Source organism: Carboxylicivirga agarovorans, from assembly GCF_050589845.1.
GTDB lineage: Bacteria > Bacteroidota > Bacteroidia > Bacteroidales > Marinilabiliaceae > Carboxylicivirga > Carboxylicivirga agarovorans.
Genome location: NZ_JBNGPA010000023.1, coordinates 1 through 25829 on the forward strand (window position 1 = coordinate 1; position 25829 = coordinate 25829).

A 25829-nucleotide genomic window follows, 5' to 3' on the forward strand; every position below is an offset into this window, starting at 1 on the left:
CGGATATGCCTCCCAACCCCGACCTGGATATATCTCAATAAAGCAAGGATTGGATATTTTTACAATAAAATACGAAGGTTATTTGCTTGCTATGAGCATATTGAACAATAATAACAGTAAAGAGTAGCTTTTTGTAAGGAGGAGAGCTGATTTACATGATGCATAGATCTATACGTTTATAAAACTTCTTTTCGAACACTAAAGGGCGTTGCCCCTTGTTGTGATGTTTTAGGCTTTGACTGCGTCGATTTTCAATTCAGCCTAAGAAATATCTTATTTACAAACTGGATCCATTATGCATTTAGAAAAGCTGGTATCTTCCTTAATAGCCTCTTTAGTTTAATTCTAAGTTACCAGAAAATTAGACCCAACTTTTGTATATGTTCCTTTGCTACCACTGCATATGGAACAAAAAAAGAGGAGCAAGTCGCTCCTCTTTTATCCTGTTAGTTCTTTTTCTTCTTTATATCCGGGTATTCAATCCGTGCGTGGTAGATGTTTTTCAATTTATTCTTAAACACCTCTTTCGCTTCGTTTATTTCGCGGAATGTGATGGGAGCATTAATAAACTGATCTTCCTCCATCTGTATATTGATAATCTTCTCGACGAGCTTATCAATTTCATCATCAGAATATGTCTTAAGGCTGCGTGAAGCTGCCTCGATAGAGTCGGCCATCATCAGAATGGCAGTTTCCTTGGTGAAAGGAGTAGGTCCGGGATAAGTGAATGTGCTAATGTCAGGTGTTTTATCCGGATACTTGTTGATGAATGAATTGTAGAAGTATCTTGTTTTGGTGGTGCCCTGGTGTGTTGTTATAAAATCAATTATCTGTTTTGGCAGATTATGCTTTTGCGCCAGTCGAACGCCGTTGTCAATATGGTTAATAACAATTTTAGCGCTTTCCTCATACTCAAGGTCAGCATGGGGATTAAGCCCCCCTGCCTGATTTTCGGTAAAGAACATTGGAGAAGCCATTTTACCGATATCGTGGTACATAGCTCCTGCTCGCACAAGAGCAGGATTAGCATTTAACTTATAGGCTACCTCCTGGGCCAGATTTCCTACCTGGATACTATGCTGGAATGTGCCAGGCGTAGCTTCCGCCATTTCACGCAGAACAGGATGGTTGGTGTCTGCCAGTTCAATAAGAGTAACATCAGACAGGAAGCCAAATAGTTTTTCGAAGATCCAGATAAGAGGATAAACCATTAGAAGCATCACACCATTGGCCGCGAAGTAGACATACATAAAAGCGTTGACGTTGGTCAGTGTACCTTCTTGCCATAATACCAATGCCGTATAAATTAGCGAATAGGTCAGGATAATAAACATGGCTGCCCTTACAATATGGCTTCGTCGGGTCATTCTGAATAAGCTGAACATGGCAACAAGACCGACGGGTATCTGGATAAATACAAATTCAAAGCTATTTTGTGCAAAGAAGGCACATACTAAAATAGTGATGACATGCATGAAAAATGCCAATCGGCTATCGAGGAATGTGCGAATGATAATTGGAAGAATAGCAAAAGGTATAATGTAAAAAGGAAAATGAACAAAGAACTGGTTCAGGCTGGCAAAAACAACCATTAAAAGTGTGATCAGCAATATAAAGCCAATGGAGCTGATTGAGTTATAAACATCATGTCTGAAATAGTACAGGAATAAAAATATTGCTGTGAAGAGAAAGGCTATCAGCAGAAACTGACCGGCCAATATAAAGTAATAATCGGTTTCAGAAGCAATGTTTGCCTCATACTTTCGTCTTAACGAATCGATTACTTTTTCTGTTTCAAGCGTCACGATTTCACCCTGGTCAATGATACGCTGGCCTGCCAGGACGCGCCCCGAAGTCAGGGATATATTCTTTTTAAGCAAGGCAAGTTCCTCATTACTTCTCTGCTGATTAAAGACAATATTGGCTTCGATGTATTTGTTTAACTGCAGTGCATCAATAAACTGAGATGTTAATGTGATCAAAGCATCATCTTTAATTGAAAGTTCTGCAACGATATTGCTTACCAGTTCTTTATAGGCACTGGTGCGTTGTTCGAGTTCAGCCAGCTCATAGGGTTCCACAAAGGCCCCTTTAATAAGCATTAACTCAAAACTGGGCGGAGCATCGATGTTTTCTTCCGGGAGCATTATGATTCCTTTGGCATATAAGGCATCAAGGTTATTGATGATGATGCCTTTGATCAAAGCAAAGTAGGAAGTGTCGGTCGCATAATTACTGCTCAGGGATTGAAAATTGGTTTTGTTTTTATCGATGAACTGATCGAAGTCGCTGGAGAAACGTTGCTTTATAATGGCAGACAAAAGGGTATCCATCTCAAAGTAAGGGCGATGGTTTTTACTGGCTGCATTGATCTCATTATTGAGCTCTGTTTGCGTTTTATAGATCGGGAAATCAAACGGAGCAATCAGTGCCTGGTGTTTCCAGGGCGTGCCATTCTGGTATTCATATGCAAATTTTCCCGTTTTAGGCAATAAATAGGTTATGATGGCAATGCTTGCTAAAAAAAGTAATATCCTTGCTATGGGTTTATAAAATTTACTTTTAAATCGTGAAAAGAGTTCAAGCATAATTCTGATTTTTATTAATGGCATGATTAATATGACCAAAGATAGTTAAAGCTAAGTTTTTTTAACCTTATTTTGTCAGCGATAGTTATTGTAACTATCGTTACTATTATATCAACAGATATTCAACACATGGAGAAGTCGATATGTACATATGGTTTTATACCGGTACGGAGTGAAGCAGCCGAAAGCGCTGAGATGGTTACGCAGCTGCTGTTTGGAGAAACCTTTGATATTATTGAAAAGCAGGAAAACTGGTGTAAAATAAGGGCGCATCATGATCAGTATGAAGGCTGGATAAATTCCAGGCTGGTCGTTTCGTTAATGGATAAGGAAGTTGAAAACTGGATAAATGCAGAGAAATGGGTTGTACCTGCCCCTTTTATCAGAGTCGTTTCAGAACCAGATAAAACAACCCATTTGTTATCGGGGGGAAGCACTATTTACTTTAATGAAGCCGATAGAAATTCATTTAGAATCGGTAATAAAGAGTATTATTTATCGGGCAATTTTAACGCATCTAAACCGGGTGGAACAATTGCTGATAGTGCCACGGCTTTTATAAATGCTCCGTATTTGTGGGGAGGACGCAGTTTTTTTGGTATTGATTGTTCGGGTTTAACACAGAACGTATATAAAATAGCTGGTTTTCAATTACCACGTGATGCCTCGCAGCAAGTAGAGTTAGGTGATATCGTTAATTTTGTTGAAGAAGCTGTTTTAGGAGATTTGGCCTTTTTTGATAATGAGGAAGGAAAAATTACTCATGTTGGCTTGTGTCTTGGTAAAGGTGAAATTATTCATGCATCGGGGCGCGTAAGAATTGATAAATTGGATCATCAGGGTATATTTGATGAAGAAACAAAGTCATACAGCCATAAGTTAAGGGTTATTAAACGAGTGTTATAATGGGCTATACCTATGAATATCCACGTCCGGCTGTAACCACAGATGTGGTTTTGTTATCGACTAAACCCACTCCACAGGTATTATTAATAAAGCGTGGCAAAGAACCCTATAAAGACTGCTGGGCTTTACCCGGTGGCTTTGTTGATATGGATGAAGATTTGCCTGCCGCAGCACTGCGTGAACTAAAAGAAGAAACAGGCATAAGTAACATAAGCATCCGACAATTTAAAACTTACGGTGCTGTTAACAGGGATCCGCGTCACAGAACCATATCAGTAGTTTATACATCAGTTACAGAATCGCCCCTGCAAGCAATTGGTATGGATGATGCTGCAGAAGCCAGGTGGTTTGGAACAGATGAGCTTCCGCCACTGGCATTTGATCACCAGTTGATAATGGAGGAAGCGCTACATTCATTTCAAAAGGATGGAATCCTTTAATATATCATAGGTTTCAGGACCTTTACTGAAAAGTAAGTCAATCATACTTAAATTTGGAATAAAGGGGTATTTGTCAGAAAACACCTGGCGATACTCACGGCACTGGTACATCTTATCATCTTCGGGCCTGGCCTTAGGATGGATTAAACGCCGTATATCATCAGTGGCTTCATCCTGATGAAGGTAGTCATCGGTAAGTTTTACTTCAATATCTAACTCCAGTTCATCAAGAAGAACGTGGAATAAACCCATGTTGAAATCAACCAGGTACTTGAACCTTTTCTCATAAAAAGGAGCAAAGTCATCGGCATAATATTCAAAGAAAGGCGAACTGTTGTAGGCCGATACTATTGAGCGCCAATGTTGCTTTTGCCAGTCGGTATCGTAACTAATTTGAGTATTCTTAAGGCTTACCTTCTCATTTTTCACATTAACAACAGGCACAGCCAGACTAAGAGGACCATTGGCTCCTGTTATTGTACATCGGTTGCTGTATGTTTTACGCTGATAATTGGCATGCTGCTCAATTGTTACTTGCGAGCTATTAACAACATAGGCAAATAAATGTATTGGTCCTAAATATGTTAAAGGAATCGTTTTATTCAGAAACATCTGCTTCAATAGGTTCTTCTGCTTCTTCCTTTGCTGAGCCCGGCTTTTTCCTCATTTTTGACTTAATGAAAAAGTAAGAAGCTCCCGCTATGACTCCGGCAAGAAAGACAATGATTAATAAGATGGCCAGTGATATCTCTATCTGGCTAAATAAAATGTCAACATCTACAGGTTCGGCATTCAGAACTGAGAAAATCACTAATAAAGTGGATAATATCAGTAATACCCAAAATGATTTTTTCATTGTTTGTTGGTTAAAAGTTAATATATAACTCCGGTTAATATGACTGCAAGATAATTATTTTATCGCTTATCGGCTTATAAACTGTATCCCGGTTATAGTTTTTCAACCCGACCAATGATATGGTTCTCTGGTACAAAGCCCCAATAACGACTATCAAAGGAATGTTTCTTATTATCGCCACTTACCCAGTAGTAATTCAGTTTAAAAGTGTATTCACTGGTTCTTTTATTGTTAATGAATATCTGGTCATTCACAACAGACAGAGTATTTTCTTCGTAGGCTTCAATAATACGTCTGTAAAGGGGGAGATTGGTTAATGTCAGGTGTACTGTTTTTCCTTTTGTTGGCATAATAACAGGTCCCAGCCATGAAGCATTCCAAAGGTAACTGGCTTTAAAGGGGAAGACATTTGTATTGGGCATGTTCATCACCTCTTCAACTTTAACAAGGTACTGGTTCCAGTTGTTTTCTTCTACAATGGACGACGATATCTCGATCAGTTGAGAGCCATTTTCACGATAGCTTGTCGCTGCCGATTTAATCATTCGATCGATCACCTGCGATGGAGTATTACTACTTACCTCATATCGTGCGATGGTCAGTTTATTGAACCTGCATGGCACATTGTTAATGAAAGCATCACCGTTGACAATGCGAAGCGTATCGCCGGGCAAAGCGACCAGGCGTTTAATATAAACCTGCCGTTTCGTTACCTTGTTAGCCTTTACTTTGCCGTCAAGTAAAGGGTTGTAAGTATGCGTTGTTTCAAATTGTCGTTTAATAAAGTGATAATCCTCGCTTTTAAAATCGACAAAACTGGTATCACCTTCAGGAAAATAGAAGGCTATTATATCGCCACTGTTCATTTCACTATATCCGTTCAAGCGTCGGTATTCGCCTACTTTATTGGGATGAATGGCCGGACCATAGGCTAGCTTATTTATGACAATCAACTCATTGTTGTAAAAGGCAGGAAGCATACTGCTGGCCTTAATTGTATAAAAGCTTAAAAGGTAGCTGCTGACGAACCACAGCACAAAAAGTGATAAGGCTACAGCAAGCAACCACTCGCTGATCTTATAAAAGGAGGGAGTGACTTTCTGCCGGCCTTTCTGAATAAAAGTGAATAATGTATATTTCCAGAAGAGCAAACAGGTAAATAAAAGTGTTATGCACAATGCCCAGCTCTGGCTCCATATAACCAGAAGCAAAAGAGCAATGATAACAATGTATTTTAGTACTGACTTTATCATGTCATAAAAAAAAAGGAAGCTCTGTTTGAGCTTCCTAAAAATATCTATTTATGAACAATTTTAAAAAATCTGTTCCAACGAATACTGGCTGGGAAGCCTTTATCTTTATTTAAGGATAGCCACACCAGAATTGGTTTACCTACAATATGGTCTTCAGGTACAAAACCCCAGTATCTTGAGTCGGCTGATTTGTGGCGATTATCACCTAACATAAAGTAATAATTCATTTTGAAGGTGTAGCTGCTTGCCAATTCACCGTTAATGTATATCTGGTTATTCTTTACTTTCAGTTCGTTACCCTCGTAAGCCGTGATAATGCGCTCATAAATAACCAGGTTATTTATGTTCAGGTCAACTGTTGCACCAGCTTCAGGCATTTTCAATGGGCCGAAATTGTCACGTGTCCAATTGTAAGAGCTGCTGAAAGGGAAGGCCTGGAATCCGGTTCCGTCAGCCAGTTCTTCTTCAATCTCTATGCTCTTGATAAATGACATGGCTTTAACTTTCTCAGCCATTTCTTCAGTAAGCGGTAAATAGTATTTTGGAGGAATACCACTCTGGTCGGCTTTAGCTATACCCAAACGCTCATAAAACCGATCGTTTAAAACAGTACCATCGGTCTCGATATTGTAGTTGTGCTGAATATCCTTTGGATTTTCAACCGCCTCTCCATTAATGTATATCTGGTTGCTCCTGATTTCAAATACATCGCCTGGGATAGCAACGCATCGTTTTACGTAATTGTCTCGGCGGTCAACCGGACGATACAAGACATCACCAAAAGTGCCAGGATCGCTGTCTATTACCTGACGTCCAATATTCATCAGGTAATGGTTACGATGCCAGTCAGAAGAAAAAGGCTGTTTTGGCAGTAGCTGTTTGTTACGCAAAACCTGCGATTTACCAAGTTCCATTGTCAGATTGTAATAATCCGGATTGGTTTGTCTGAACGGCACGGTATCACCAGCCGGAAAGTTAAATACAACAATATCGTCACGTTTAACATCGCCAAATCCTTTCAGACGTTTATAATCCCAATGTGGCCAGTCGGTGTATGACTTGGAGTTGGTAATAGGAAAGGTGTTCTGAACCAAAGGAAATGCTATGGGTGTATTTGGCATACGTGGCCCGTAACTCACCTTGCTTACAAACAAATGATCGCCCACCAACAATGACTTCTCCAATGAGCTTGTTGGTATCTTATAATTCTGAAATAAGAAAATATTGATCATGTACACCGCAAACAGTGCGAATATAAGCGCATCGGCCCATTCAATAAAAGCACTTGGTTTTTTGCCGTCTTTTGTCTTTTTCCAAAAGTCCCATGGAATTTTCTTAGTAATATAGGTATCAAACAATAATGGGTACAATAAAAGTAACCAGAAGTTACCTACCCATATAACCCATAATAGAAATACTACGCTTGCAATACCAAGCTTGATCCATCTGAATAAAGGAATATTCTGCATTAGAGTTTATTTTAGGTTAGAAGTTTAATAAGTCATTCATTGTAAGGAAGCCTGAGTTTTTAGCAGCAAATTCAGCTGCCAAAACAGCACCCAGGGCAAAACCTTTACGCGACTTGGCACTGTGATGTATAATTATTTCATCAACTGATGAATCGTATTTAATGGTATGAATGCCCGGAACCTGTCCTTCGCGTATCGCCTTAATGGCTATGTCAGAATTGCTCTCTTCGGCATCCAGTTTCCAATCTGTTTTCTTATCCATGTTCTCAATAAGACCTTCGGCTAAGGTAATAGCTGTTCCACTTGGTTCATCAAGCTTTTGAGTGTGGTGTACCTCTTCCATTGATACATTGTACTCGTCCATCTTGTTCATGATGCGGGCCAACTGTTTGTTGAGCTCAAAAAAGATATTAACGCCTAGGCTGAAGTTTGAAGCATAAAAGAACGTCTGGTTATCATTTTTACAACGTTCCTGGATATCCGGCAATTGATCTAGCCATCCGGTGGTACCTGATACAACAGGAATATTGGCTTCAAAACATTTCAAATAATTGTTGTAAGCAGCCTCAGGGCGTGTGAATTCAATGGCTACATCGGCCGACTTAAATCCCTCGTCGGTAAATGAGTCTTTACTCGATACATCTATTTTGCTGACAATCTCATGTCCGCGGTCAAGTGCAATTTTCTCAATTTCCTGACCCATTTTTCCGTAACCGATAAGTGCTATTTTCATTTTCTAAAACTTTTCAATACTAAATGTTTGTATAATTCTTCACGTTATTGTTTCAATTGTTGAAGGGTGAAGAGCTGCTGCTTATTGTGTTTGAAAAACAACAGGTGAACAAACTGTTCGAGCAAAGATAAAAAATATGTAAGTAAGTTAGCGGAATAATACTTTTTAAGAGGAGGAATGCCCACACTTTAACTATTCTTTAACCAATAATGCGTAACAGGGGATATATGCAGTACCTGACAACATTCCCAACCAAACTATAATTATTCAATAATTCATACGTTTATTAAACCAAAGGGCATCGTTAAATTTTTATCTTTGCCACGGCCTGATATACATAAAAATAAAGTAATGAAGCAGTTATTATTGATTTTGACAATTGTTGGATGGTGCATGAGCACTGCGATTACGGCACAATCGTACCGTAAAAACACTACGCCTGAATACATAGACCAGTACAAGGATTTAGCCATTAAGGAAATGAAGCGTGTTGGTATTCCGGCCAGTATTACAATGGCGCAGGCAATACTGGAGTCGGGGAATGGTAACAGTACCCTGGCACGAAAATCCAACAACCATTTTGGAATCAAATGTCATAGTGACTGGAAAGGAAAACGAGTGTATCACGACGATGACGCAAAAGGGGAATGCTTCAGAAAATACAAAACCGTTTACGAGTCATATATTGATCATTCAGAATTTTTGACCAATAAAAAGCGTTATGCCAGTTTGTTTGATTTGAAGATAACTGACTATAAAGGCTGGTCGAAAGGCTTAAAGAAGGCAGGTTATGCCACTGATCCTAAATATGCCCATCGCCTGATCGATATTATAGAGAAGAATAAGCTGTATCTGCTGGATGAAAATAAATACTGGAAGAAGCCGGCAACAGCAACAGGCGATGATAATTTTGTCATTACCACTTATAACACCCACGTGGTTGATTATAACAATGGCGTTAAATACATACGTGTTGAAGAAGGAGATACCTTCGAATCGGTATCAGAAGAATTTGGATTGCGTCCATGGGAACTGTATCACTACAATGACTTAGCTAAATCGGCTGATATACAGGATTACCGGTATATATACATTCAGGGTAAGAAAGGTAAGGCACATAAGAACCACGAGTATCATGTGGTTAAAGAAGGTGAAGATTTACACTATATCTCACATAAGTATGGAGTGAAAATGACTAAACTGCGTAAGTTTAACCGCCTTCGTGACAATGAAAAGGTTAAACCCGGAGATAGGCTTAACCTGAGAAGAAAGAAAAAATAAGCCGTATAAACGCATAAAAAAGAGGGTGTCTGAATTTCAGACACCCTCTTTTTATATGTTGTATTGGTTCAGTTTAAACCATGATCCTGGTTTTATAAAATGTTTTCGATTTGTTCGGTGTCGAAGCCGCGCAGTAATTCTTCGATGGTCATGCGCTTTTTGCCGGCCAGTTGTAATTGTGTAATATTCAATACGCCACTTCCGGTACCTACGCTTAAGTAAGTTTTATTATCAGAGTCAAATTGACCTGCTGCCAGTTGCTTGTCTTTATTTCTATCTGCAAAGAATACTTTACAACTGATTTGCTTGCCGTTTTTCATGCTGAACTCAGTCCAGGCTGTTGGATAAGGTGATAGTCCACGTATATGATTGCGAATGGCCTCAGCATCTTTCTGCCAGTCAATGCGACAATCATCCTTAAAGATCTTAGGTGCATGTCTTAACTCATTCTCATCGTTACTTTGCGGTAATGCCTCAGCGGCGTCCTCTTCAATGGCTTTCACAGTTTTTACCACCAAGCCGGCTCCAAGAACCATCATTTTATCATGAATAGTACCAGCAGTATCCTCATCATTAACAGGCATTTTTTCCTGGAAAATAATATTACCGGTATCAATCTCGTGTTTCAAAAAGAAGGTCGTAACGCCGGTTTCTTTATCACCATTGATGACAGCCCAGTTGATGGGAGCCGCACCACGGTAGCGTGGTAACAATGAGCCATGCAAATTAAATGAACCAAGGGGAGGCATGCTCCACACCACTTCAGGCAGCATCCTGAATGCAACTATAATTTGCAAATCGGCTTTTAATGCTTTTAAGTCTGAAAGGAATTCTTCATTTTTCAGTTTTTCAGGCTGTAAAACCGGAATATCAACAGAAACAGCATATTCCTTAACCGGCGACTGCTTTAGCTTTTGCCCACGACCAGCAGGGCGATCAGGGGCAGTAACTACCCCTACTATATTGTAATTGTTTTCAACAAGTGCTTTTAAACTCTCAACAGCAAAGTCGGGAGTACCCATAAACACGATTCGTAAATCTTTATTCGCCATAATAGTATTTGCCTTATTCTTTTAATTCTCTGTTTCCCTTTGTATGAGGAGGAAAGTAAGGGCAATGCTTGCAGCCATTACCACAGCAATAACCTCTTTCTTTCAGGTACTTCTCTGTCATAATTCTAAAGCCTCGCGGGTCCATGTAATAATCTACATTTTCTTCGAGGGGTGAGGACATGTAAAAATCGTCAAAATCCATTGATCACTTTTTTGAATTGACAAATATAAAGGGAATTATGCATGATGGCATAAAAAAAGATCGCATCTTACTTTTCACAAGTGAAAGAAAGATGCGATCCTGTATTATAAAATGAAGTTATTTACCTGGAAGAGGTATTATTTCTGGCTGAATTGCTTCATGAACTGCACGCGTAAATACCCTGCCGGATTAGCAGCGTTCGACTGGCTCAAAGCTCCCTGGAAATCAGCAATTGTTTTGTAATTATGCTTGTCCATCCACTTGTCAATTTCGTAGTTGAAGCGCTCAATGCTCTCAACCCCGTTTTTATAAAGCGTACTGGCCATTTGCACAACTTTTGCACCTGCCAGCAACATTTTTATTGCTGTTCTTGAATCGTGTATTCCTGTTGTTGCTGCCAAATCGCACTCTACCCTGTTTGATGTAATGGCAATCCAGCGAAGCGGCATGGTATACTCATGCTCCTGGCTGAATATATGCGTTGGAATTACTTCAAGATTATCAACATCAATATCGGGTGAATAAAAACGATTGAAAAGTGTCATGCCTGCTATACCTGATTTAGATAAACGAGTTATCATATCGGCCAGGTTTGAAAAGTAATGGCTTATTTTTATTGAAACAGGAATATTAACTTCTTTTAAAACAGCTTCGATAATATCGAAATAGACCTTTTCATTGTCCTCCGCTTTTCTGTCAATATCCGATGGCAATGAGAAGATGTTTAGCTCAAGAGCGTCAGCACCGGCATCCTGCAAAGTGCGGGCATACGATGGCCAGTTATGAGAAGTGATACAGTTAATGCTGGCAATAACGGGAATGTTAACTTCTTTTTTACAATCGGTAACCAACCTCAGATAATCACTCAATGTGTTTTCCACATCAAAAGTGTCATAATAATCCATTGTTTCAGGATATAGATGGTTTTCTGAATGCAAACGATGTAAGTCACGCTCCATCTCTGTAACGATCTCTTCTTCAAATAGTGATTTAAGCACTACTGCACCTGCACCGGCTTTCTCAATGTTCTTAATATCTTCTAATGAGTTTGTCAGTCCTGAGCTGGCTGCAATTATCGGACTCTTTAATTTTAGTCCAAGGTAAGTGGTAGAAATGTCGGGCATAATTTTAGAATTTTTGTTGAAAAAAGGGTTTTCTAAATAAAAATCTTCACAACTTTATACTGAAGTTATTTAAAGTTATACAGAAAATCTGTAAGTAATATCTTGATTTCATTGACTTCTGCTAATTTTTATTCGGTAGCTAAGGCCATGCGATTCAAAATTGAGCATAGTCACTAAAAATCAATCTATCACTCTCGAAATTCCACTGCAACATTAAGCAACTTCATTGCTGTAGACAGATTGCCATGATAAAACAAATAAAGAATTCGTATTGTTGCGTAGGATTAATGTCAGGAACATCATTAGATGGCTTAGACATGGTTTTGTGCCACCTTGAGAAACGGAATGATCAATGGAAGTATAGTATTATAAAGAGTGTAAGCATTGAATACTCAGTTGAATGGAAAAAGAACTTAGAACAGGCGGTTAAGCTGTCGGGCAAGGAACTATTATTATTGCACCGCAGGTATGGTTCATGGCTGGGGGAGTGTGTTATGAACTTTTTGGCAGATGTAAACCCGCAGCCTGATCTGATTGCATCGCATGGGCATACCGTATTTCATGAGCCGCAAAACAATTTCAATTTTCAACTGGGTGACGCGAATATGATCGCTGCAAAAACAGGAATAGTCACTGTTTCTGATTTTCGAAGCCTTGATATTTGCCTCAATGGTCAGGGTGCACCATTGGTGCCAATAGGCGATCAATTGCTTTTCTCAGAATACGATGCCTGTGTTAATATCGGGGGATTCGTAAACGTATCATGTGATATTGATGGAGAAAGGCGTGCCTGGGATATTTGTCCTGCCAATTTTGTACTAAACCGACTGGTAGATAAAATTGGTTTATCAATGGACAAAGACGGCGCATTGGGGAAGGAGGGACAAGTTATACAGCCCTTGCTTGATGAGCTCAATACCCTGGCCTATTATCAGCTTGATGCACCTAAATCCCTGGCCCAGGAGTGGGTTGAGTGCTCTTTTCAGCCCATTATAGACCGCTATGCCGGTCAGCATTTAGCCGATATAGTACGTACATGTTATCAACATATGGCATTGATAATATCAAAGGAATTAAACAGCTATGCAAAAGGAGGGAAGATACTTTTTACCGGGGGTGGCGTATTAAATGTATTTTTAATGGACCTGATAAAGCAATACTGCTCGGGGCAGATTGTTATACCCGACAGGCAAATTATTGACTACAAAGAAGCACTGGTTTTCGCCTTGCTTGGAGCTCTGAGGCTCAATGGAGAAAGTAATTGCTTAAAAACTGTCACAGGAGCTGACAGATCCTGCAGCTCTGGTATTGTTATTTAAAGTACGCATTTCAGTTATCCGTCTATTCGGGCAAGTGCTATTTAGTATTGTGATTTAAAGTGGAGAAAAAAGAAACTGGTGGAGCCGTCATGATCATTTTCAAACTTATCACTAATCACACCCATTAATGACCATATTACTTGACCGCAGAAATAAGTAATGGCTTCCACCAGCACCTCTTACTTAATGAAACACATCAATTATAAATATGTTTACAGATATTTACATTCGGGCATAAAAAAAAGGAGAACCATGTCTCCTTTTTCTCATATATGCTTATTCTAATTACTTTTTCTCATACTTAAAGAAATCAAGATTATGGCCCATGCGCTCTTTCTTGGTCTTCATGTAGTCTTCGTTGTGTGGATTAGGATTAACTTCGATAGAGACGTTTTCAACAACTTCAAGGCCATAGCCTTCGAGGCCAATGCGTTTGATTGGGTTGTTAGTCATTAAGCGCATTTTACCTACACCTAACTCACGAAGAATTTGTGCACCAACGCCATAATCGCGCTCATCTTCTTCAAATCCCAGCTGAATATTTGCATCAACAGTGTCAAGGCCTTCTTCCTGCAATTTATAGGCAGCGATTTTATTCATCAGACCAATACCACGTCCTTCCTGATTCATATAAACCAGTACACCTTTACCTTCTTTTTCAATCTGCTCCATTGCTTTCTGCAATTGCTCTCCGCACTCACATCTCAATGAACCAAAAATATCTCCTGTGGCGCACGATGAGTGAACACGAACCAATACAGGCTCATCTTCAGTCCATTCACCTTTGATAAGAGCCATGTGCTCCAGACCGTTTGACTTTTGTTTGAACGGAATAAAACGGAAATCACCCTGTGCCGTTGGTAAATTAACTTCAACACCTTTAATGATCAGGCTTTCCTTTTGCAGGCGGTATGCTATCAGATCTTTAATGGTGATAATTTTTAGCTGGAACTTCTCAGCGATCTTAACCAACTGAGGCAAGCGAGCCATTGTTCCGTCTTCGTTCAATATCTCAACCAATACTGCTGCTGGCTGTAAACCTGCCAAACGAGCCAGATCCACACCTGCTTCAGTATGGCCTGCACGGCGCAGTACACCCCTGTTTTTCGCTTTAAGCGGGAATATGTGTCCCGGACGACCTAACTCTTCAGGTTTAGTGTCGGGATTCGTTAATGCTAATATGGTTTTTGCCCTGTCGGAAGCTGAGATACCGGTAGTACATCCATAGCCCAGTAAATCAACAGAAACAGTAAAAGGAGTAGCGTGACTAGCTGTGTTTTTACCCACCATTAAATCCAATTCCAACTCCTCGCATCGCTCTTCTGTTAATGGGGTGCATATCAGGCCACGTCCATGTGTTGCCATGAAGTTGACCTTTTCAGGTGTCATTGTTTCGGCAGCTGCAATGAAATCGCCTTCGTTTTCACGATCTTCATCATCAACAACAATAATTAACTCACCATTTTTAATTGCTTCAATAGCCTCAGGTATTGAATTCAATTTTAGCTCTTGTTCTGCTGACATTTTATATAAATATTTTGACAGTGTTACCCTTTATGGGACTGCAAAATTAATGATTTTAAATACCAAAACAATGAAATGACTCAGGTCTTGGAAATAGTTTCATCCTCTTTCTCCTTATCCAAGCGGTTTTTCAGGTCAAATTTTTCTCTTTTAAAGAGCTTTTGGAAGAAAATAATATAGGCATCAGCATTAAGTAAAGTCGAATCAGTTGCCGATTTGTATGTTAAAAAGGCACCAAGCGGAAACAATATAGCTGATGATAACCACATGCCCTGGTATACCTGCCATGCACCTTCTTTGGCAAATTTTACTCCCAGGGTATCTACGATGTAGTAAAAGATAAAGAACAGCACAGAGATAACAACCGGCATGCCAAGTCCTCCTTTTCTGATGATCGCTCCAAGGGGAGCGCCGATAAAGAAAAAGATGAAGCAGGCAAATGAAAGAGTAAACTTACGGTGTACTTCCATGTAGTGCTTGGTTATTTTGGTCTGATAATTCCGGTAGCGGCTCAGTTTTCCTTCCAGCTGGCTCCGGTTGTCCTGTACCTGACGCTTAGCACCTTCAATGGCAATCATTTGCTGGTGAGTGCTCATGCTTTGGAATAAGGAATCATAATTGAGTACAGCGCTGGAGTCAATAGAAACTTTAGGGGCTTCTTTATTTCTCCTTTGCTGATAACGACGCTGCTGGAAATAAAAATTGTCTGTTTGTTTGGAGATGCTGCTTACCACTTCATTTTTTTGAAAGTCAAGCGTGTCTATCCCATCACTCAGCTGACTTAGGTTTTTCATCCTGTCGTGGCTCGAGAAGAGTTGCTCGTCAGAGCGCTCAAGGTTGTGACCTTCCATCTCAAATAAAGCAGTCTGTCTTTTGAATTTATCTTTTCTAAACCGTTGCTGATTTCTTTTGTTAATCCTTTTTCTCTCATTTTGAACGTTTTCCTCAAAACGAACACCATCCATCAGGGTTAACTTCATAAAACCATTGTCTTTAGCTACCTGTAGTTTGCCCGAGTCGGCAATGGTAACATTAGAGTTCGGGTTTCTGTTATCCCTGTGATCATAAATCATAACATCGTGCATTAAACCTGTTTCAGGATCTTTGCTACTGATCTTAATTCTGAAATCTTCAATGCCATCGTAAAAGACCTGTTCTTTTATCTCTAATTCAGGTTTTTTCTGTTTAACCGACCAAAGCAGTGTGTATAATTTTAAGTTGGCCCATGGCAATACATTATTGGAAAAGCCAAATGCAAGTACCGAGATAATTATGGTTACCCAAATAAGTGGTTTCATGGTACGAAGCAAAGAAACACCAGAAGCCTTAATGGCTGTAAGCTCATAGTTTTCGCCCAGGCTTCCAAAGGTCATTAACGACGCCAGTAGTATAGCAAGTGGCAAAGCCATAGGTATTACCTGTACTGAAGCATAGAATAAAAGTTCACCCAGGGTTAAAAAATCCAGTCCTTTACCTACCAGGTCATCTACGTAACGCCATAAAAATTGCATTACCAGAATAAACAAGGATATAAAGAAAGTCATGGCCAGGGGACCCAAATAACTTTTTAATATGAAGAGGTGTAACTTTTTCATGTGCTCTGAAATCTCCTACACTATAAACGCGTTTGATGAGGCAAAGTTAGTTGAATCCTTTAAACATCCATACAATGTGTTTTAGGTTTTTGCTTTTACCAGAGCATAAATAAAGAAATAGTGGCATTTAAAATCTTTGTAATGCTTATCTACAGACTTCCAAATCTTAGCTTTTTTCTGAAAAGGTCTCTGATGTTCTCAATGTTAAGGAGGCTTGAGTCTGTAGAAGATTGATAACTTAGTAACAAGGCTATAATGAGCAATATGGCAGATGATAACCATGTGCCGATAACAACTGGAAGCGCTCCTTTTTTAGCCATGTTACAGCCAAAAGTATCGAGCATGTAGAAAACTATAAACAGAATGATGGCTATAACGACCGGCATGCCAAATCCACCTTTTCTGATTATAGCTCCCAGCGATGAACCAATGAAGAAAAAAATGATGCAAGTAAAGGGGAGTGTCAATTTGCGATTTATTTCTACCTGATGCGAAATTTCTTTGCGTTGAAGTAAGTCGTGATGAGCTAATTCCTTTTTTAAGGAAAGCAGTTGTTCTTGTGTCTTTCGTTTAGCATTGTTGATAGCTACAAGTTGTTGCCTGTGGTTTTGGTTTTCAATGTATGAGTTTACCGCCGGTGTCGGGGGAGCTGTGTTGTTATATTCAAATTGATGTTTGAAGCGTTGACTTATCTGGGAGACAATTTCATTTTGCTCTTTCCGATATTTAAGAATATCGCCTTTGAGTTGTTTATAATTCTTCATCTTGTTGTGGCCGGCATAGCCTGCTTCATCCACATTAAGCTCTTTATTCTGAAAATCAATTAATGTGATTTGCCGTTTAAACTTGTCGCGACGATAAAATTGCTGATCACTAGTTGTCAGACTACTTTGTTTGTTTTTCGCGTTTTCTTCATAACGTATTCCATTGTGCAAAGTAATACGCATCATATTACTATTTTCATCCATTTTTAAATAGCCAACATCTGCAATAGTTGTATTAGCGCCCGGATTATTTGAGTTACTATGATCATATATCATTAAGTCTTCCAGGGCACCTGACTCTTTGTTTTTGTTTTCAGCTTTGATGCTGTAGTTCCCTAACTTAGTAAACTCCTTTTCTTTAATTTCAAGTTCCGGTTGATGTGTTTTTATGGAATACATCAAAGAATAAAACTTAAGGTTGGCCCAGGGCATGACGTTGTCAGAAAATGCATATGCAGCCATTGACAGTATGATGGTCAGGATTATTAATGGCTTCATGCATTTTAACAGCGAAACACCAGAGGCTTTGATTGCTGTGAGTTCATAATTCTCGCCCATGTTTCCGAAGGTCATCAGCGAGGCCAGCAGTATGGCTAAGGGTAAAGCCATGGGCATGACCTGTAAGATCGAATAAAATAATAATTGGCTTATGGTTGCTATATCAAGACCTTTCCCGACTAAAATATCAATGTATTGCCAAAGTATTTGCATCAACAATACAAACAGGGAGATAAAGAAAGTACTGATTAAAGGGCCAATAAAGCTTTTTAGGGTAAAGAGGTGAAGTTTTTTCATGAATAAATGCCATATATATTACTGTTTTTATGACAACTAATAATGAAATAACTCTTATTTCTAAAGCAAAAAAAGTCCGGTTATAGTACTAACCGGACTTTGATAATATGATTTAATAGTTTCTTATACAGAACCTAATCCATGCTTTAATTCGTCAACCTGCTGATTCCATAATTCCATGGCATCTTCTTTTTCATCTTCTTCAGCAAAATCAATTATAACTAATGCTGTTTCACCTGTCAGGTCATCCACATTGATTCGGAATTCGAAGTAAGCTTTATCGTCTTCATCATCTAACCAGTGGTAACGCACCATTTTATTTTCCTTGCGCAATACTTGTTCAGCTTGCTGTTCAGAGCCTTCCCAAACGAAAGTATATATTTTGCCTTTTAAGTTAACATCGTCAGCAAACCATTCTGATAATCCGCTGGGACTGCTTAAGCGGGCAAATAAGATAGACGGAGAGGTCTTAATAATATATTCAAGTTCGAATTTTTCTTTTTGAGTAGGCATGTTGGTATTTATTTAGTGATCTGTTATGGCTTACAATATAGTAGATTTCTTTAAAAAATTAAAACCATGTTAAACTAAGCTTAAGCTTGAGCTTTGATTAAATTTTTTTTCAGATCAATAGTGCTCACTTATAGGCAGTTTTAAGAGGGGAGAGAAAAAAAAGCAAATATTTTCATTTTTTTTGTTGGTAGGTATCAACTTTTGCCCTACATTTGCAACCGCAAAAACGGAGAAACACAGCGGTGTTAAGAACTCCAAACATAATGCCGAGGTAGCTCAGCTGGTTAGAGCGCAGGATTCATAATCCTGAGGTCGGCGGTTCAAGCCCGCCTCTCGGTACAGAGAGAATTTACAAAAGATTAAAAGCCTGTTAGTTAACTAGCAGGCTTTTTTCATTTGCACAACCATTGCACAACCGCGAATAAAAAGCGAAATCATACATGTTAGTAAAATTTCGCTTTCTGAATCAATTTTGCATTAACAGCAATTTAAAGATTGTGTATTTTTCAAAATCAGTTTTCAATATCTCGAATTGAGATTTTATCGCATACCGATCGGAGTGCGATTCTTTGCGATCGGATACCAAACGATACCACTGCATGCCGATGCATACCAAATAATGCCATTGCATGCCGGCGCAAACCAAAAGATACGACCGTATACCAGCGTTTACCAAAAATACAACTGGTATATTTTGTACCCTTGCCAAGGGGCTTACTAAGGGGCTTGGGTAGGGGAGTGTTGAACCCCTTTGTTAGGCTTCTTCATTTTTGATGTGTGTGTACAACTTTGGATAGGGGTATCCTGAATTTTGAGGAGACCCAAATAGTGGTAATATTTCAACGGTCGTTAAATTTCGTTGGACGGTCGTTAACGGTCGTTGCTTTTCGTTGAACTGTTGTTGTTTTTCGTTAACAGTAGTATAATCTCGTAGGAGGGAATCAACATGTGTTAGCAATTGCTAGCATTTGGTAGCATTTGCTTCAGTTTGCTTTCTTCAGAAACCAATTGCTTTTTTTGCTTTTGCGACTTCAGCTAGCTTTAATTATAAAGGATAGGCTTTTGGTGGCTTTTCCTGGCTTTCATGCAAAAGGGTAGGTTTTAAAGTGGTAAACCCACTGGGATCAATAAATACCCAGAAAACCCACTGGGTTATATGGGTTAATCTGGGTTTTCGCAGATGAGAAATATGGCTGAGAAATTTTTCCTAGTCTATCCTTTATGCCAATTGTTTTTCGCTTCAGAAAATAGCCTGTTTGCTGCTTTGTATTTGCCGTTAAGGTTGTGAATTGCTCCCTTGTTGCCTCTTTTATCTTCCTGGATAAATTCAGCAATCGCTTTGTTAATAGTTTTCTCGTACTCGTTTTCCGGTTTCGTTATGGATTCTATCAGGTCCATTAAATCATGATAAAGAATCCAGGCTGCATTTTCTGGAGGTTGGGGTGAAGCGCTTGCAGTAAAGAAGTGATCCCAGGCTTCAGAGTATTCAATCTTTTTTTGTTGCTCTTTATCTTTTAGATTGAGTCCCATAAGCCTTAATGTTGGGCTTAATAGATTAAATGAAGCTACTAGTTCGTGTGCTCCGGTGATCACTTCAATGCTATTGGTGATCCTTTTTACTTTAATTGCATTAGTCAATAAGTTAATAATTGCTCTTTGTTTAATCTTTGCATCCATCATTGTTATTATTAATTTGAATTGTTTTTTCAATCAAAACATATGTGATATTTATGTTATTGGCATGCAAATATAACTGCTGAGTATGTTAAACCCAAATGATATTGATGTTTTTTAATTGTTAATATAAGTGACGGGCATGTTTTGTTATCTTTGCTATTATTGAAAGAACTTAAGCATGTTGAGAATTAAAGAATTATTAAAAGAAAAAGGTATGCTCGGTAAAGAACTTGCTGAGAAAACAGGTGTTAATGCAATGTCAATTACTAACATTGTTCAGGGTCGAACATTTCCCAAACCAGAGTTATTAAATGAAATCGCCAGGGTCCTGGATGTTGATATCAGAGAGTTGTTTGTTCCAACCAAGGAAACCGCAAAGGAGCAAATCTATATTAAGCGCAATGGGGAGTATATTTCAATAGGGGAGGTGGATTTATCAAAGATTGAGTAGTAATTTAAATTTGGGGGCTGTTTGCCCCTTTTTTATTGCAATAACAATAAGTAATAATTCATAATTGTACTTTCGTTATTGTGTTATTTAGGAATCTTGAGAAATTGGCGTGCTTATTTTTTCAAAAAATCTGTTAATGATAATCCTCTATTAATATGCCTTGTTGGCTTACTAATTATTTTCACATATTCAGGAGGTAATAATTCATTAAAGCTTTGTAGTTCGGTGTTATATATTTCGCTTTTAATGTCCGTGAGCGATTCGGAAACAAATAAAACGTTTAAATAATTAGCAAATTCATACTTAACTACCTCTTCGTTAGCCACTGATAATATTGAGCATTCTTCACATACAAGTCCAATGGCCCAAGACAAGTATATAATGCTATTGTATATTCGAAGATAGTTCGCAAACGAAAAATCTATATCATCTTCAAGAAAATGGAATATTACATGACGATTGAAGCTGTCATTAATTGAAACTTTTTTTGTATTTAAATATAAGTTATTCGACATGTAATTTCTAAACTGATTTGTCCAAATCGTATAATATTCCCTATGCTTCTTTAATATCTGTTTTTCTTGATTTGAATCAAAATAAGCATTTTCATTGATGAGAAATAAAAATTTAGATTTCATGTATCTCTGTTGCAAAAAAACATATTCATCAGTTAACCGATCAATTGACTTCAAAAGTTCTTTTATATCTGTGACATGCTTCTTATGTTCTCCATCTTTATCAACAAGACATTTTCTCAATATGCCTTCAATAACAGGAATTAAGATACATATAGCTCCCCTAAAGTCTTTTTGCAAACAGAGAATGACGGATTCTTTTATGGGATTGATATAATCTTTGATATATGGACGAGTAGGGAAAAAGCCTTCAATGAAATGAATAGTATTTCTTAAGTCTAGGAATTTTCTAGCAAAAAACTTGAAGATATTATATTCTGCATCATCATTAGTGTTGATGATGTTCTGTAATATCTCTATATCCATTCCTTGACTATAAGGATGTAGAAATACCCAATTATAATCATGTAATTGAGTGTTGACGATATCAAGTCTTTTTACTATGTTAATTTGACTTTGAATATGCTGGAGCTCTTTCTTATATTCATCTTTTGTTTTGTCTTTCATGTTGAACTATAAAATTGGGTGTTCTTTTAGCTGTTGAGAAACTAATAAGGGTTATTTGAAGAAAGACCTAACACCTGAGACCAGGTATCGCATTTTGGCAATGCTCGTAATGATATATGCCAAAATGTTGGTAAGAGGTTTATTTGTTTCGGGGTTATAGATCGTCCAATTAAGATTGAGTTCTTTTTGTAATTGAAACGTTCTTATTTTTTCAATTATAGAATTTCGATGTGCACAACCTATAAAAAAAATGGCACTGCTAAATGGGCTTTCAGCGGCGTAACTATAGATGTTTTGAAGCATTGCATTTTCACGATTATTTTGCTCAGCATGAAAACGTTTATAAGTTTTGTGGATGTTATTTTTGTATTGGCCAAAACTGATTAAGCTTATTTCAAACTTCTCTATTCTTTTAAATAACTGCGAAGATTTTTTACTATTAATATAGTTGAAGCCTAATTGATTAATTTGTTTGTTTTGTTCAATTTCAAAGTTTTTATACACTTCATACCTCTTGAATTCGTCAAACATTGTCTTAATCTCATTGGTAGATAAATCTGGGTTTGGAGGAATGTCAACAGGAATATGTTTAATGATATGGTTCTTCAAATATTCCTTGATACTTTTTACTTCTAAGGCGCCTTGAGGAATTTGGTTCTTATTGTAAACCAGATCAAAGTTTTCAGTGGTCATTTCCTCAAAGATTACATCTGGTTTTATTGAATCAATTATTTTATACAATTCTTGTGAATTGCATTTTCCATTTTCAGTATGAGTTGTAGTTATTAGAGTGATATTATACATGTGATATTGTCGGGATGAAGCTTTTCGTATTGGCAGCCACTATAGATTTTCAATATGAATGATTGCAGATTTTTTGGGCGTAATGCTTGCACAGAAAGACTGACAATCGATGCATGCCCAGCCAGAATGGCTATTGTCTTATTTGCATCGTTGTGCTATTTTATTGTACTGGACCAAAATTTAGTTTATAATCAATTTTTTCAATTCTTAGGCGATTAACTGATTTTAAGGATAATATGCCATCTTTCATTGGGTAGCCAAATAAGGCAATGTTTGATTTGCGATCACCAATTACCTTAGAAAAAAAACTATAATACTCAATTCCGTCATATCCTCGTTCCTTTGCCCTAATGGCTAGTTTTTGACACATGTTATAATCTAAATCAGTTCTAAAAAGATAAGATATATAGGAAATGTAATTTTCCATTTCGTGTAAGTCTAGTTCTTTATTATAATCTATAAGTGATAAAATTTTTAAAGGTTGTTTAGTTTTAAATGTCGCAAGGTATAAATTGTCATACACCGTTGATTTAACTTCGTGAACACAAGTATTTAAATCCTCCGAACAGTAAAATATTGGAGTTTCCTTATTGTTTAATCGACCTTCCCTTATATATTCTTTCGGTGGGGTATCAAATTCCGCATTTGTTCTTGGAGAATTTGGGTTTACTCTAATCCTAAACAGTTTTGTGTTTGTGTTGAGTGTTTTATCTTTAAATTTACTGAATAGTCTATCTATAAGTACATTAAGCTTTTCTTTAGCTTCATGCTCAATTATTTCAATTTCTGCGCTAATATCAGTGTAGCCCAAGTCTGTTAAACGAGGACTATGATACGCTATGTTTATACCAGAATTTGCTTTCAATAGCTTTAAGTCAGCTCTAGTTTCTTCTGTAAAAGGAATCATTTCCTCATATTCAACAAAACTCAATTGATAGATTGGTAGATGATAGTCGTTATCAATAGAACCTTGTCTAAAAAATCTATCAACTATCTTTTGAATGATTTCTTTATTGAGTTTTTTTCCTGAAAATGAGTTGCAATTTGTACATTGGTTGTTGTTTCGAATACCAATTCTTTCGGCTTCAATTTTCAGTCCTTCATTAATAAGACAATCGCTACAAATCATTGTTTCATATTTATTTCGAAATTATTGACAACCATACCAAATTAACGCCATATGGCTTACGACTTATTCATTTTTAGTCTTTTGAAAAAAACTACAAAAGCTCTCTGAGCAATATCTTTTAATTGTTTTTGCCTTTTCATTTCTAAAGCTAAATCATAGGTTGGAGGGTGTTCCATTCCTCAATCTAACTTCCAAATACTCATGATCGACAACTTTTTATTAGTGTTGTCAGTTATTTTGTCATTTCAGAACTGTATTGTTCGGTTAAAATCTCCATTTCTATCCAATGCAAGGTTAAATCAATTAACTTTTTCAAATCCTTAATATCTTTATCTTCCCATTTTCGAACATAATGAGTTTCATCATTACCTAACCAAACAGCTCTTTCAGCTACGCTCTTTAGGTTCTTGTTGTCAATGTAATCTTTGATGCAGTTTCCTAAAAATTTTGATTTTATCGTATTTGAATCGTCAGGATTTAGACTTATTAGGTAATCTTTTATAAGGAACTCTAAAGCTTTTCTATATCCTATACCAGCAATGTGATTTAAACCAATGGATTCTGATTCTAATGATTGATTGTATATTTCTGTAAATAAGCTGGATATCTTGGTTATATTATTCGAAAACTCTCGGCCCTCCACATTGCCAATCGACGAATTAACATAGTAAAATGTACTTGGATTTTTCCCAATGCTAGAATATCCATTTTTATATATTGCAAAAAAAGCTCTTCCGCATTTGGGATTTGGACATATGAACGTTATCTCTAAGATGCTACTCTTATTAAATGCTTGATACGTTCTTGGAGTTATACTTTGGTGGCAAAACGGACAACTGGATGGGTTATGGTCATAACTCACTGATTTTTGTCCACCTTCAAATGTGATTGCTTGTATTTTTTTCATATTTGTGATTTAAACATTAATTAATAAAGCTGTTTCAATTTGGCTACATCGACTCGGTTAAGAAGTGAAAGTGAATTTTATCCAGGTTACACTGCCAAATTTTACAAGGCCAAACATTGAATTTGTTTTAATCATTTTCATTTCAAAAGCCAAATCAACGATATTTTATTTCTTTTTGAAGCTAAGAACCAACCACAATTAGTAAGCTCACTTACTTTATTAGCAACCATTTTTTTGTTAAAAAGGTAAATCCTCCAAATCTGCAATTTCAAATTCATTGTATTGCAAATACTCATCATTCCAATCTGACTTTTTAACAAAGATTAATTTGCCTTCTTTATCAAAAAGCTCAGTGCTAATTTTGATTTGATGAGATGTCTTATTTGTATCTTTTGCCCATGTATAAATTCCTTCTATTTCAGGAAGGCCAGATGAAGTGTTTCTATAACCACGAGCTACCAGTAATGAATCTAGGTCTTTAGTGCCTTCAATATAAAAGTTGTATGGAATATCTAATATAGTTCTAAGAGTTTCTACAAGCGGATGATTAATTGTTAGGATTCTATTTATTTCTTCCGCTTGCCCCTTATTCTCATCACTAAGGTAATTAACTAACTTGTTTAAGGTTTGCGCAGTTTTTTCTAGATTGTTAATAATACTGATTTCCTTAATGCGAGTCTGTTCTTCTAAGAATCTTTGAAATAAGCCTGCAAATTGTTCTTTTAAATATTTAGTTATGTCTGATGCAGTCTCAAAACCTTTAATGTTATTATTGGCTTTTAATCCTTTAACCTCTTCAATAAAGTTATATATTCTTACATCATTTACATAGCGATATTTCATATCTCCATCTTTATTTAAAAGGTAGGTTTCGTACTCCGCAAGAATATTTTTTTCAATAAAAATATAAACTTGTTTCCCTTCTTTTAGAGCCGTCTTTAATTCTATTTGAGATATTGAAGAATGGCTTCTTTTTGATTCAGAACCGAAGCGCCCCCCTATGATGGACACTAATATATCAATTCCTTTAATTTCCTTGTAGCAATACTCTTCTAAAGCTTCGTCTTTTCCGTATGGTATATCACCTTCTTCATTTCGGATAGTATCATAACCCATGCTCTCGATGAACATATCTAAATCAGCTCTTACTTGCTTAAAGTCATAAAATGTAGAGCTTATAAATACTCGTGGTTTTGCCATTATATCATGTTGTTTTATTCGAAATAATTTAATCTTCTCTCTTTACATTCTTCTAAATATCCACAAATTAGCTAAAGAACCTAATCTTTTATGATGCAAGATGTG

At 37.3% G+C, this 25829-nt stretch carries 24 protein-coding genes and 1 tRNA gene; 6 read left to right on the forward strand and 19 right to left on the reverse strand.

Annotated features, from left to right (window positions below; translation table 11 throughout):
* Window positions 1–446: 446 nt before the first annotated feature.
* Window positions 447–2588 carry an HD family phosphohydrolase gene (locus ACRD69_RS18080; RefSeq protein WP_430816535.1) on the reverse strand — a complete coding sequence of 714 codons (2142 nt, stop codon included), beginning with the start codon at window positions 2586–2588 and terminating at the stop codon, window positions 447–449.
* 129 nt (window positions 2589–2717) lie between these two features.
* On the opposite strand from ACRD69_RS18080, the gene ACRD69_RS18085 reads away from it, so the two are divergent.
* A complete protein-coding gene (locus ACRD69_RS18085) occupies window positions 2718–3494 on the forward strand; it encodes a C40 family peptidase (RefSeq protein ID WP_430816536.1) in 777 nt (258 codons plus the stop codon).
* Complete coding sequence (locus ACRD69_RS18090) at window positions 3494–3934, forward strand: NUDIX domain-containing protein (protein WP_430816537.1); 441 nt, start codon at window positions 3494–3496, stop codon at window positions 3932–3934. The genes ACRD69_RS18085 and ACRD69_RS18090 overlap by 1 nt, the downstream gene beginning before the upstream one ends.
* Here ACRD69_RS18090 and ACRD69_RS18095 read toward each other — a convergent pair.
* From ACRD69_RS18095 to dapB, 5 genes are all read right to left on the reverse strand, one after another.
* Entirely contained in the window at window positions 3908–4546 is a 639-nt protein-coding gene (locus ACRD69_RS18095; RefSeq protein ID WP_430816538.1) for a WbqC family protein, read from the reverse strand. The two genes, ACRD69_RS18090 and ACRD69_RS18095, sit on opposite strands and share 27 nt — an antisense overlap.
* On the reverse strand, window positions 4533–4790 hold the full coding sequence (locus ACRD69_RS18100) for a lipopolysaccharide assembly protein LapA domain-containing protein (RefSeq protein ID WP_430816539.1): 258 nt from the start codon (window positions 4788–4790) through the stop codon (window positions 4533–4535). The genes ACRD69_RS18095 and ACRD69_RS18100 overlap by 14 nt, the downstream gene beginning before the upstream one ends.
* A gap of 92 nt (window positions 4791–4882) precedes the next feature.
* Window positions 4883–6043 carry a signal peptidase I gene (gene lepB, locus ACRD69_RS18105; protein WP_430816540.1) on the reverse strand — a complete coding sequence of 387 codons (1161 nt, stop codon included), beginning with the start codon at window positions 6041–6043 and terminating at the stop codon, window positions 4883–4885.
* A 44-nt stretch (window positions 6044–6087) separates the two neighbouring features.
* Window positions 6088–7512 carry a signal peptidase I gene (gene lepB, locus ACRD69_RS18110; protein WP_430816541.1) on the reverse strand — a complete coding sequence of 475 codons (1425 nt, stop codon included), beginning with the start codon at window positions 7510–7512 and terminating at the stop codon, window positions 6088–6090.
* 16 nt (window positions 7513–7528) lie between these two features.
* Window positions 7529–8245 (reverse strand): 4-hydroxy-tetrahydrodipicolinate reductase, encoded by a 717-nt coding sequence (gene dapB, locus ACRD69_RS18115; protein ID WP_430816542.1) that lies wholly within the window; start codon window positions 8243–8245, stop codon window positions 7529–7531.
* A 351-nt stretch (window positions 8246–8596) separates the two neighbouring features.
* On the opposite strand from dapB, the gene ACRD69_RS18120 reads away from it, so the two are divergent.
* A complete protein-coding gene (locus ACRD69_RS18120; RefSeq protein ID WP_430816543.1) occupies window positions 8597–9526 on the forward strand; it encodes a glucosaminidase domain-containing protein in 930 nt (309 codons plus the stop codon).
* 92 nt (window positions 9527–9618) lie between these two features.
* Here ACRD69_RS18120 and fmt read toward each other — a convergent pair whose 3' ends face one another.
* From fmt to ACRD69_RS18135, 3 genes are all read right to left on the reverse strand, one after another.
* Window positions 9619–10578: a methionyl-tRNA formyltransferase gene (gene fmt / locus ACRD69_RS18125; RefSeq protein ID WP_430816544.1), complete on the reverse strand. Its 960-nt coding sequence runs from the start codon at window positions 10576–10578 to the stop codon at window positions 9619–9621.
* 13 nt (window positions 10579–10591) lie between these two features.
* Complete coding sequence (locus tag ACRD69_RS18130) at window positions 10592–10780, reverse strand: C1orf53 family protein (protein ID WP_430816545.1); 189 nt, start codon at window positions 10778–10780, stop codon at window positions 10592–10594.
* Between the two features lie 137 nt (window positions 10781–10917).
* Window positions 10918–11904 carry a dihydroorotate dehydrogenase-like protein gene (locus tag ACRD69_RS18135; protein WP_430816546.1) on the reverse strand — a complete coding sequence of 329 codons (987 nt, stop codon included), beginning with the start codon at window positions 11902–11904 and terminating at the stop codon, window positions 10918–10920.
* Between the two features lie 245 nt (window positions 11905–12149).
* Here ACRD69_RS18135 and ACRD69_RS18140 point away from each other — a divergent pair, with 245 nt between their 5' ends.
* The gene (locus ACRD69_RS18140) at window positions 12150–13223 is read left to right on the forward strand and encodes an anhydro-N-acetylmuramic acid kinase (RefSeq protein ID WP_430816547.1); all 1074 of its coding nucleotides are present in this window, start codon (window positions 12150–12152) and stop codon (window positions 13221–13223) included.
* A gap of 285 nt (window positions 13224–13508) precedes the next feature.
* Here the strand turns inward: ACRD69_RS18140 and ACRD69_RS18145 are convergent, their stop codons facing one another.
* From ACRD69_RS18145 to ACRD69_RS18160, 4 genes are all read right to left on the reverse strand, one after another.
* Window positions 13509–14747 carry a bifunctional 3,4-dihydroxy-2-butanone-4-phosphate synthase/GTP cyclohydrolase II gene (locus tag ACRD69_RS18145; RefSeq protein WP_430816548.1) on the reverse strand — a complete coding sequence of 413 codons (1239 nt, stop codon included), beginning with the start codon at window positions 14745–14747 and terminating at the stop codon, window positions 13509–13511.
* 80 nt (window positions 14748–14827) lie between these two features.
* On the reverse strand, window positions 14828–16342 hold the full coding sequence (locus tag ACRD69_RS18150; RefSeq protein ID WP_430816549.1) for an LptF/LptG family permease: 1515 nt from the start codon (window positions 16340–16342) through the stop codon (window positions 14828–14830).
* A gap of 149 nt (window positions 16343–16491) precedes the next feature.
* Window positions 16492–17901 carry an LptF/LptG family permease gene (locus tag ACRD69_RS18155; RefSeq protein WP_430816550.1) on the reverse strand — a complete coding sequence of 470 codons (1410 nt, stop codon included), beginning with the start codon at window positions 17899–17901 and terminating at the stop codon, window positions 16492–16494.
* 123 nt (window positions 17902–18024) lie between these two features.
* Entirely contained in the window at window positions 18025–18414 is a 390-nt protein-coding gene (locus tag ACRD69_RS18160) for an START-like domain-containing protein (protein WP_430816551.1), read from the reverse strand.
* A 265-nt stretch (window positions 18415–18679) separates the two neighbouring features.
* Here ACRD69_RS18160 and ACRD69_RS18165 point away from each other — a divergent pair.
* Window positions 18680–18753: transfer RNA gene (locus tag ACRD69_RS18165), tRNA-Met, on the forward strand.
* Window positions 18754–19626: 873 nt separating this feature from the next.
* On the opposite strand, the gene ACRD69_RS18170 is transcribed toward ACRD69_RS18165, so the two are convergent.
* Window positions 19627–20124 (reverse strand): hypothetical protein, encoded by a 498-nt coding sequence (locus ACRD69_RS18170; RefSeq protein WP_430816552.1) that lies wholly within the window; start codon window positions 20122–20124, stop codon window positions 19627–19629.
* A 145-nt stretch (window positions 20125–20269) separates the two neighbouring features.
* Here ACRD69_RS18170 and ACRD69_RS18175 point away from each other — a divergent pair, with 145 nt between their 5' ends.
* A complete protein-coding gene (locus ACRD69_RS18175) occupies window positions 20270–20542 on the forward strand; it encodes a helix-turn-helix domain-containing protein (RefSeq protein ID WP_430816553.1) in 273 nt (90 codons plus the stop codon).
* A gap of 113 nt (window positions 20543–20655) precedes the next feature.
* Here ACRD69_RS18175 and ACRD69_RS18180 read toward each other — a convergent pair whose 3' ends face one another.
* The 5 genes from ACRD69_RS18180 to ACRD69_RS18200 form a co-directional block, all read right to left on the reverse strand.
* A complete protein-coding gene (locus ACRD69_RS18180; RefSeq protein WP_430816554.1) occupies window positions 20656–21684 on the reverse strand; it encodes a hypothetical protein in 1029 nt (342 codons plus the stop codon).
* Window positions 21685–21735: 51 nt separating this feature from the next.
* Window positions 21736–22488, reverse strand: coding sequence for a hypothetical protein (locus ACRD69_RS18185; protein ID WP_430816555.1), 753 nt, complete (start codon window positions 22486–22488; stop codon window positions 21736–21738).
* A 160-nt stretch (window positions 22489–22648) separates the two neighbouring features.
* Complete coding sequence (locus ACRD69_RS18190; RefSeq protein WP_430816556.1) at window positions 22649–23617, reverse strand: RES family NAD+ phosphorylase; 969 nt, start codon at window positions 23615–23617, stop codon at window positions 22649–22651.
* A 232-nt stretch (window positions 23618–23849) separates the two neighbouring features.
* A complete protein-coding gene (locus ACRD69_RS18195; protein WP_430816557.1) occupies window positions 23850–24524 on the reverse strand; it encodes a hypothetical protein in 675 nt (224 codons plus the stop codon).
* Between the two features lie 237 nt (window positions 24525–24761).
* Window positions 24762–25724: a DUF4062 domain-containing protein gene (locus ACRD69_RS18200; RefSeq protein ID WP_430816558.1), complete on the reverse strand. Its 963-nt coding sequence runs from the start codon at window positions 25722–25724 to the stop codon at window positions 24762–24764.
* Between the last annotated feature and the right edge of the window lie 105 nt (window positions 25725–25829).

Excerpts from the sequence above, each read along its gene's own strand:
- fmt (WP_430816544.1), bottom strand. The coding sequence starts at position 10,578 with ATGGCGAATAAAGATTTACGAATCGTGTTTATGGGTACTCCCGACTTT.
- ACRD69_RS18100 (WP_430816539.1), bottom strand. The coding sequence starts at position 4,790 with ATGAAAAAATCATTTTGGGTATTACTGATATTATCCACTTTATTAGTG.
- ACRD69_RS18200 (WP_430816558.1), bottom strand. The coding sequence starts at position 25,724 with ATGGCAAAACCACGAGTATTTATAAGCTCTACATTTTATGACTTTAAG.
- ACRD69_RS18130 (WP_430816545.1), bottom strand. The coding sequence starts at position 10,780 with ATGGATTTTGACGATTTTTACATGTCCTCACCCCTCGAAGAAAATGTA.
- ACRD69_RS18160 (WP_430816551.1), bottom strand. The coding sequence starts at position 18,414 with ATGCCTACTCAAAAAGAAAAATTCGAACTTGAATATATTATTAAGACC.
- ACRD69_RS18080 (WP_430816535.1), bottom strand. The coding sequence starts at position 2,588 with ATGCTTGAACTCTTTTCACGATTTAAAAGTAAATTTTATAAACCCATA.
- ACRD69_RS18120 (WP_430816543.1), top strand. The coding sequence starts at position 8,597 with ATGAAGCAGTTATTATTGATTTTGACAATTGTTGGATGGTGCATGAGC.
- lepB (WP_430816540.1), bottom strand. The coding sequence starts at position 6,043 with ATGATAAAGTCAGTACTAAAATACATTGTTATCATTGCTCTTTTGCTT.
- ACRD69_RS18175 (WP_430816553.1), top strand. The coding sequence starts at position 20,270 with ATGTTGAGAATTAAAGAATTATTAAAAGAAAAAGGTATGCTCGGTAAA.
- ACRD69_RS18135 (WP_430816546.1), bottom strand. The coding sequence starts at position 11,904 with ATGCCCGACATTTCTACCACTTACCTTGGACTAAAATTAAAGAGTCCG.
- ACRD69_RS18150 (WP_430816549.1), bottom strand. The coding sequence starts at position 16,342 with ATGAAAAAGTTACACCTCTTCATATTAAAAAGTTATTTGGGTCCCCTG.
- ACRD69_RS18195 (WP_430816557.1), bottom strand. The coding sequence starts at position 24,524 with ATGAAAAAAATACAAGCAATCACATTTGAAGGTGGACAAAAATCAGTG.
- ACRD69_RS18090 (WP_430816537.1), top strand. The coding sequence starts at position 3,494 with ATGGGCTATACCTATGAATATCCACGTCCGGCTGTAACCACAGATGTG.
- dapB (WP_430816542.1), bottom strand. The coding sequence starts at position 8,245 with ATGAAAATAGCACTTATCGGTTACGGAAAAATGGGTCAGGAAATTGAG.
- ACRD69_RS18180 (WP_430816554.1), bottom strand. The coding sequence starts at position 21,684 with ATGAAAGACAAAACAAAAGATGAATATAAGAAAGAGCTCCAGCATATT.
- ACRD69_RS18140 (WP_430816547.1), top strand. The coding sequence starts at position 12,150 with ATGATAAAACAAATAAAGAATTCGTATTGTTGCGTAGGATTAATGTCA.
- ACRD69_RS18155 (WP_430816550.1), bottom strand. The coding sequence starts at position 17,901 with ATGAAAAAACTTCACCTCTTTACCCTAAAAAGCTTTATTGGCCCTTTA.
- ACRD69_RS18190 (WP_430816556.1), bottom strand. The coding sequence starts at position 23,617 with ATGATTTGTAGCGATTGTCTTATTAATGAAGGACTGAAAATTGAAGCC.
- ACRD69_RS18095 (WP_430816538.1), bottom strand. The coding sequence starts at position 4,546 with ATGTTTCTGAATAAAACGATTCCTTTAACATATTTAGGACCAATACAT.
- ACRD69_RS18185 (WP_430816555.1), bottom strand. The coding sequence starts at position 22,488 with ATGTATAATATCACTCTAATAACTACAACTCATACTGAAAATGGAAAA.
- ACRD69_RS18085 (WP_430816536.1), top strand. The coding sequence starts at position 2,718 with ATGGAGAAGTCGATATGTACATATGGTTTTATACCGGTACGGAGTGAA.
- ACRD69_RS18145 (WP_430816548.1), bottom strand. The coding sequence starts at position 14,747 with ATGTCAGCAGAACAAGAGCTAAAATTGAATTCAATACCTGAGGCTATT.
- lepB (WP_430816541.1), bottom strand. The coding sequence starts at position 7,512 with ATGCAGAATATTCCTTTATTCAGATGGATCAAGCTTGGTATTGCAAGC.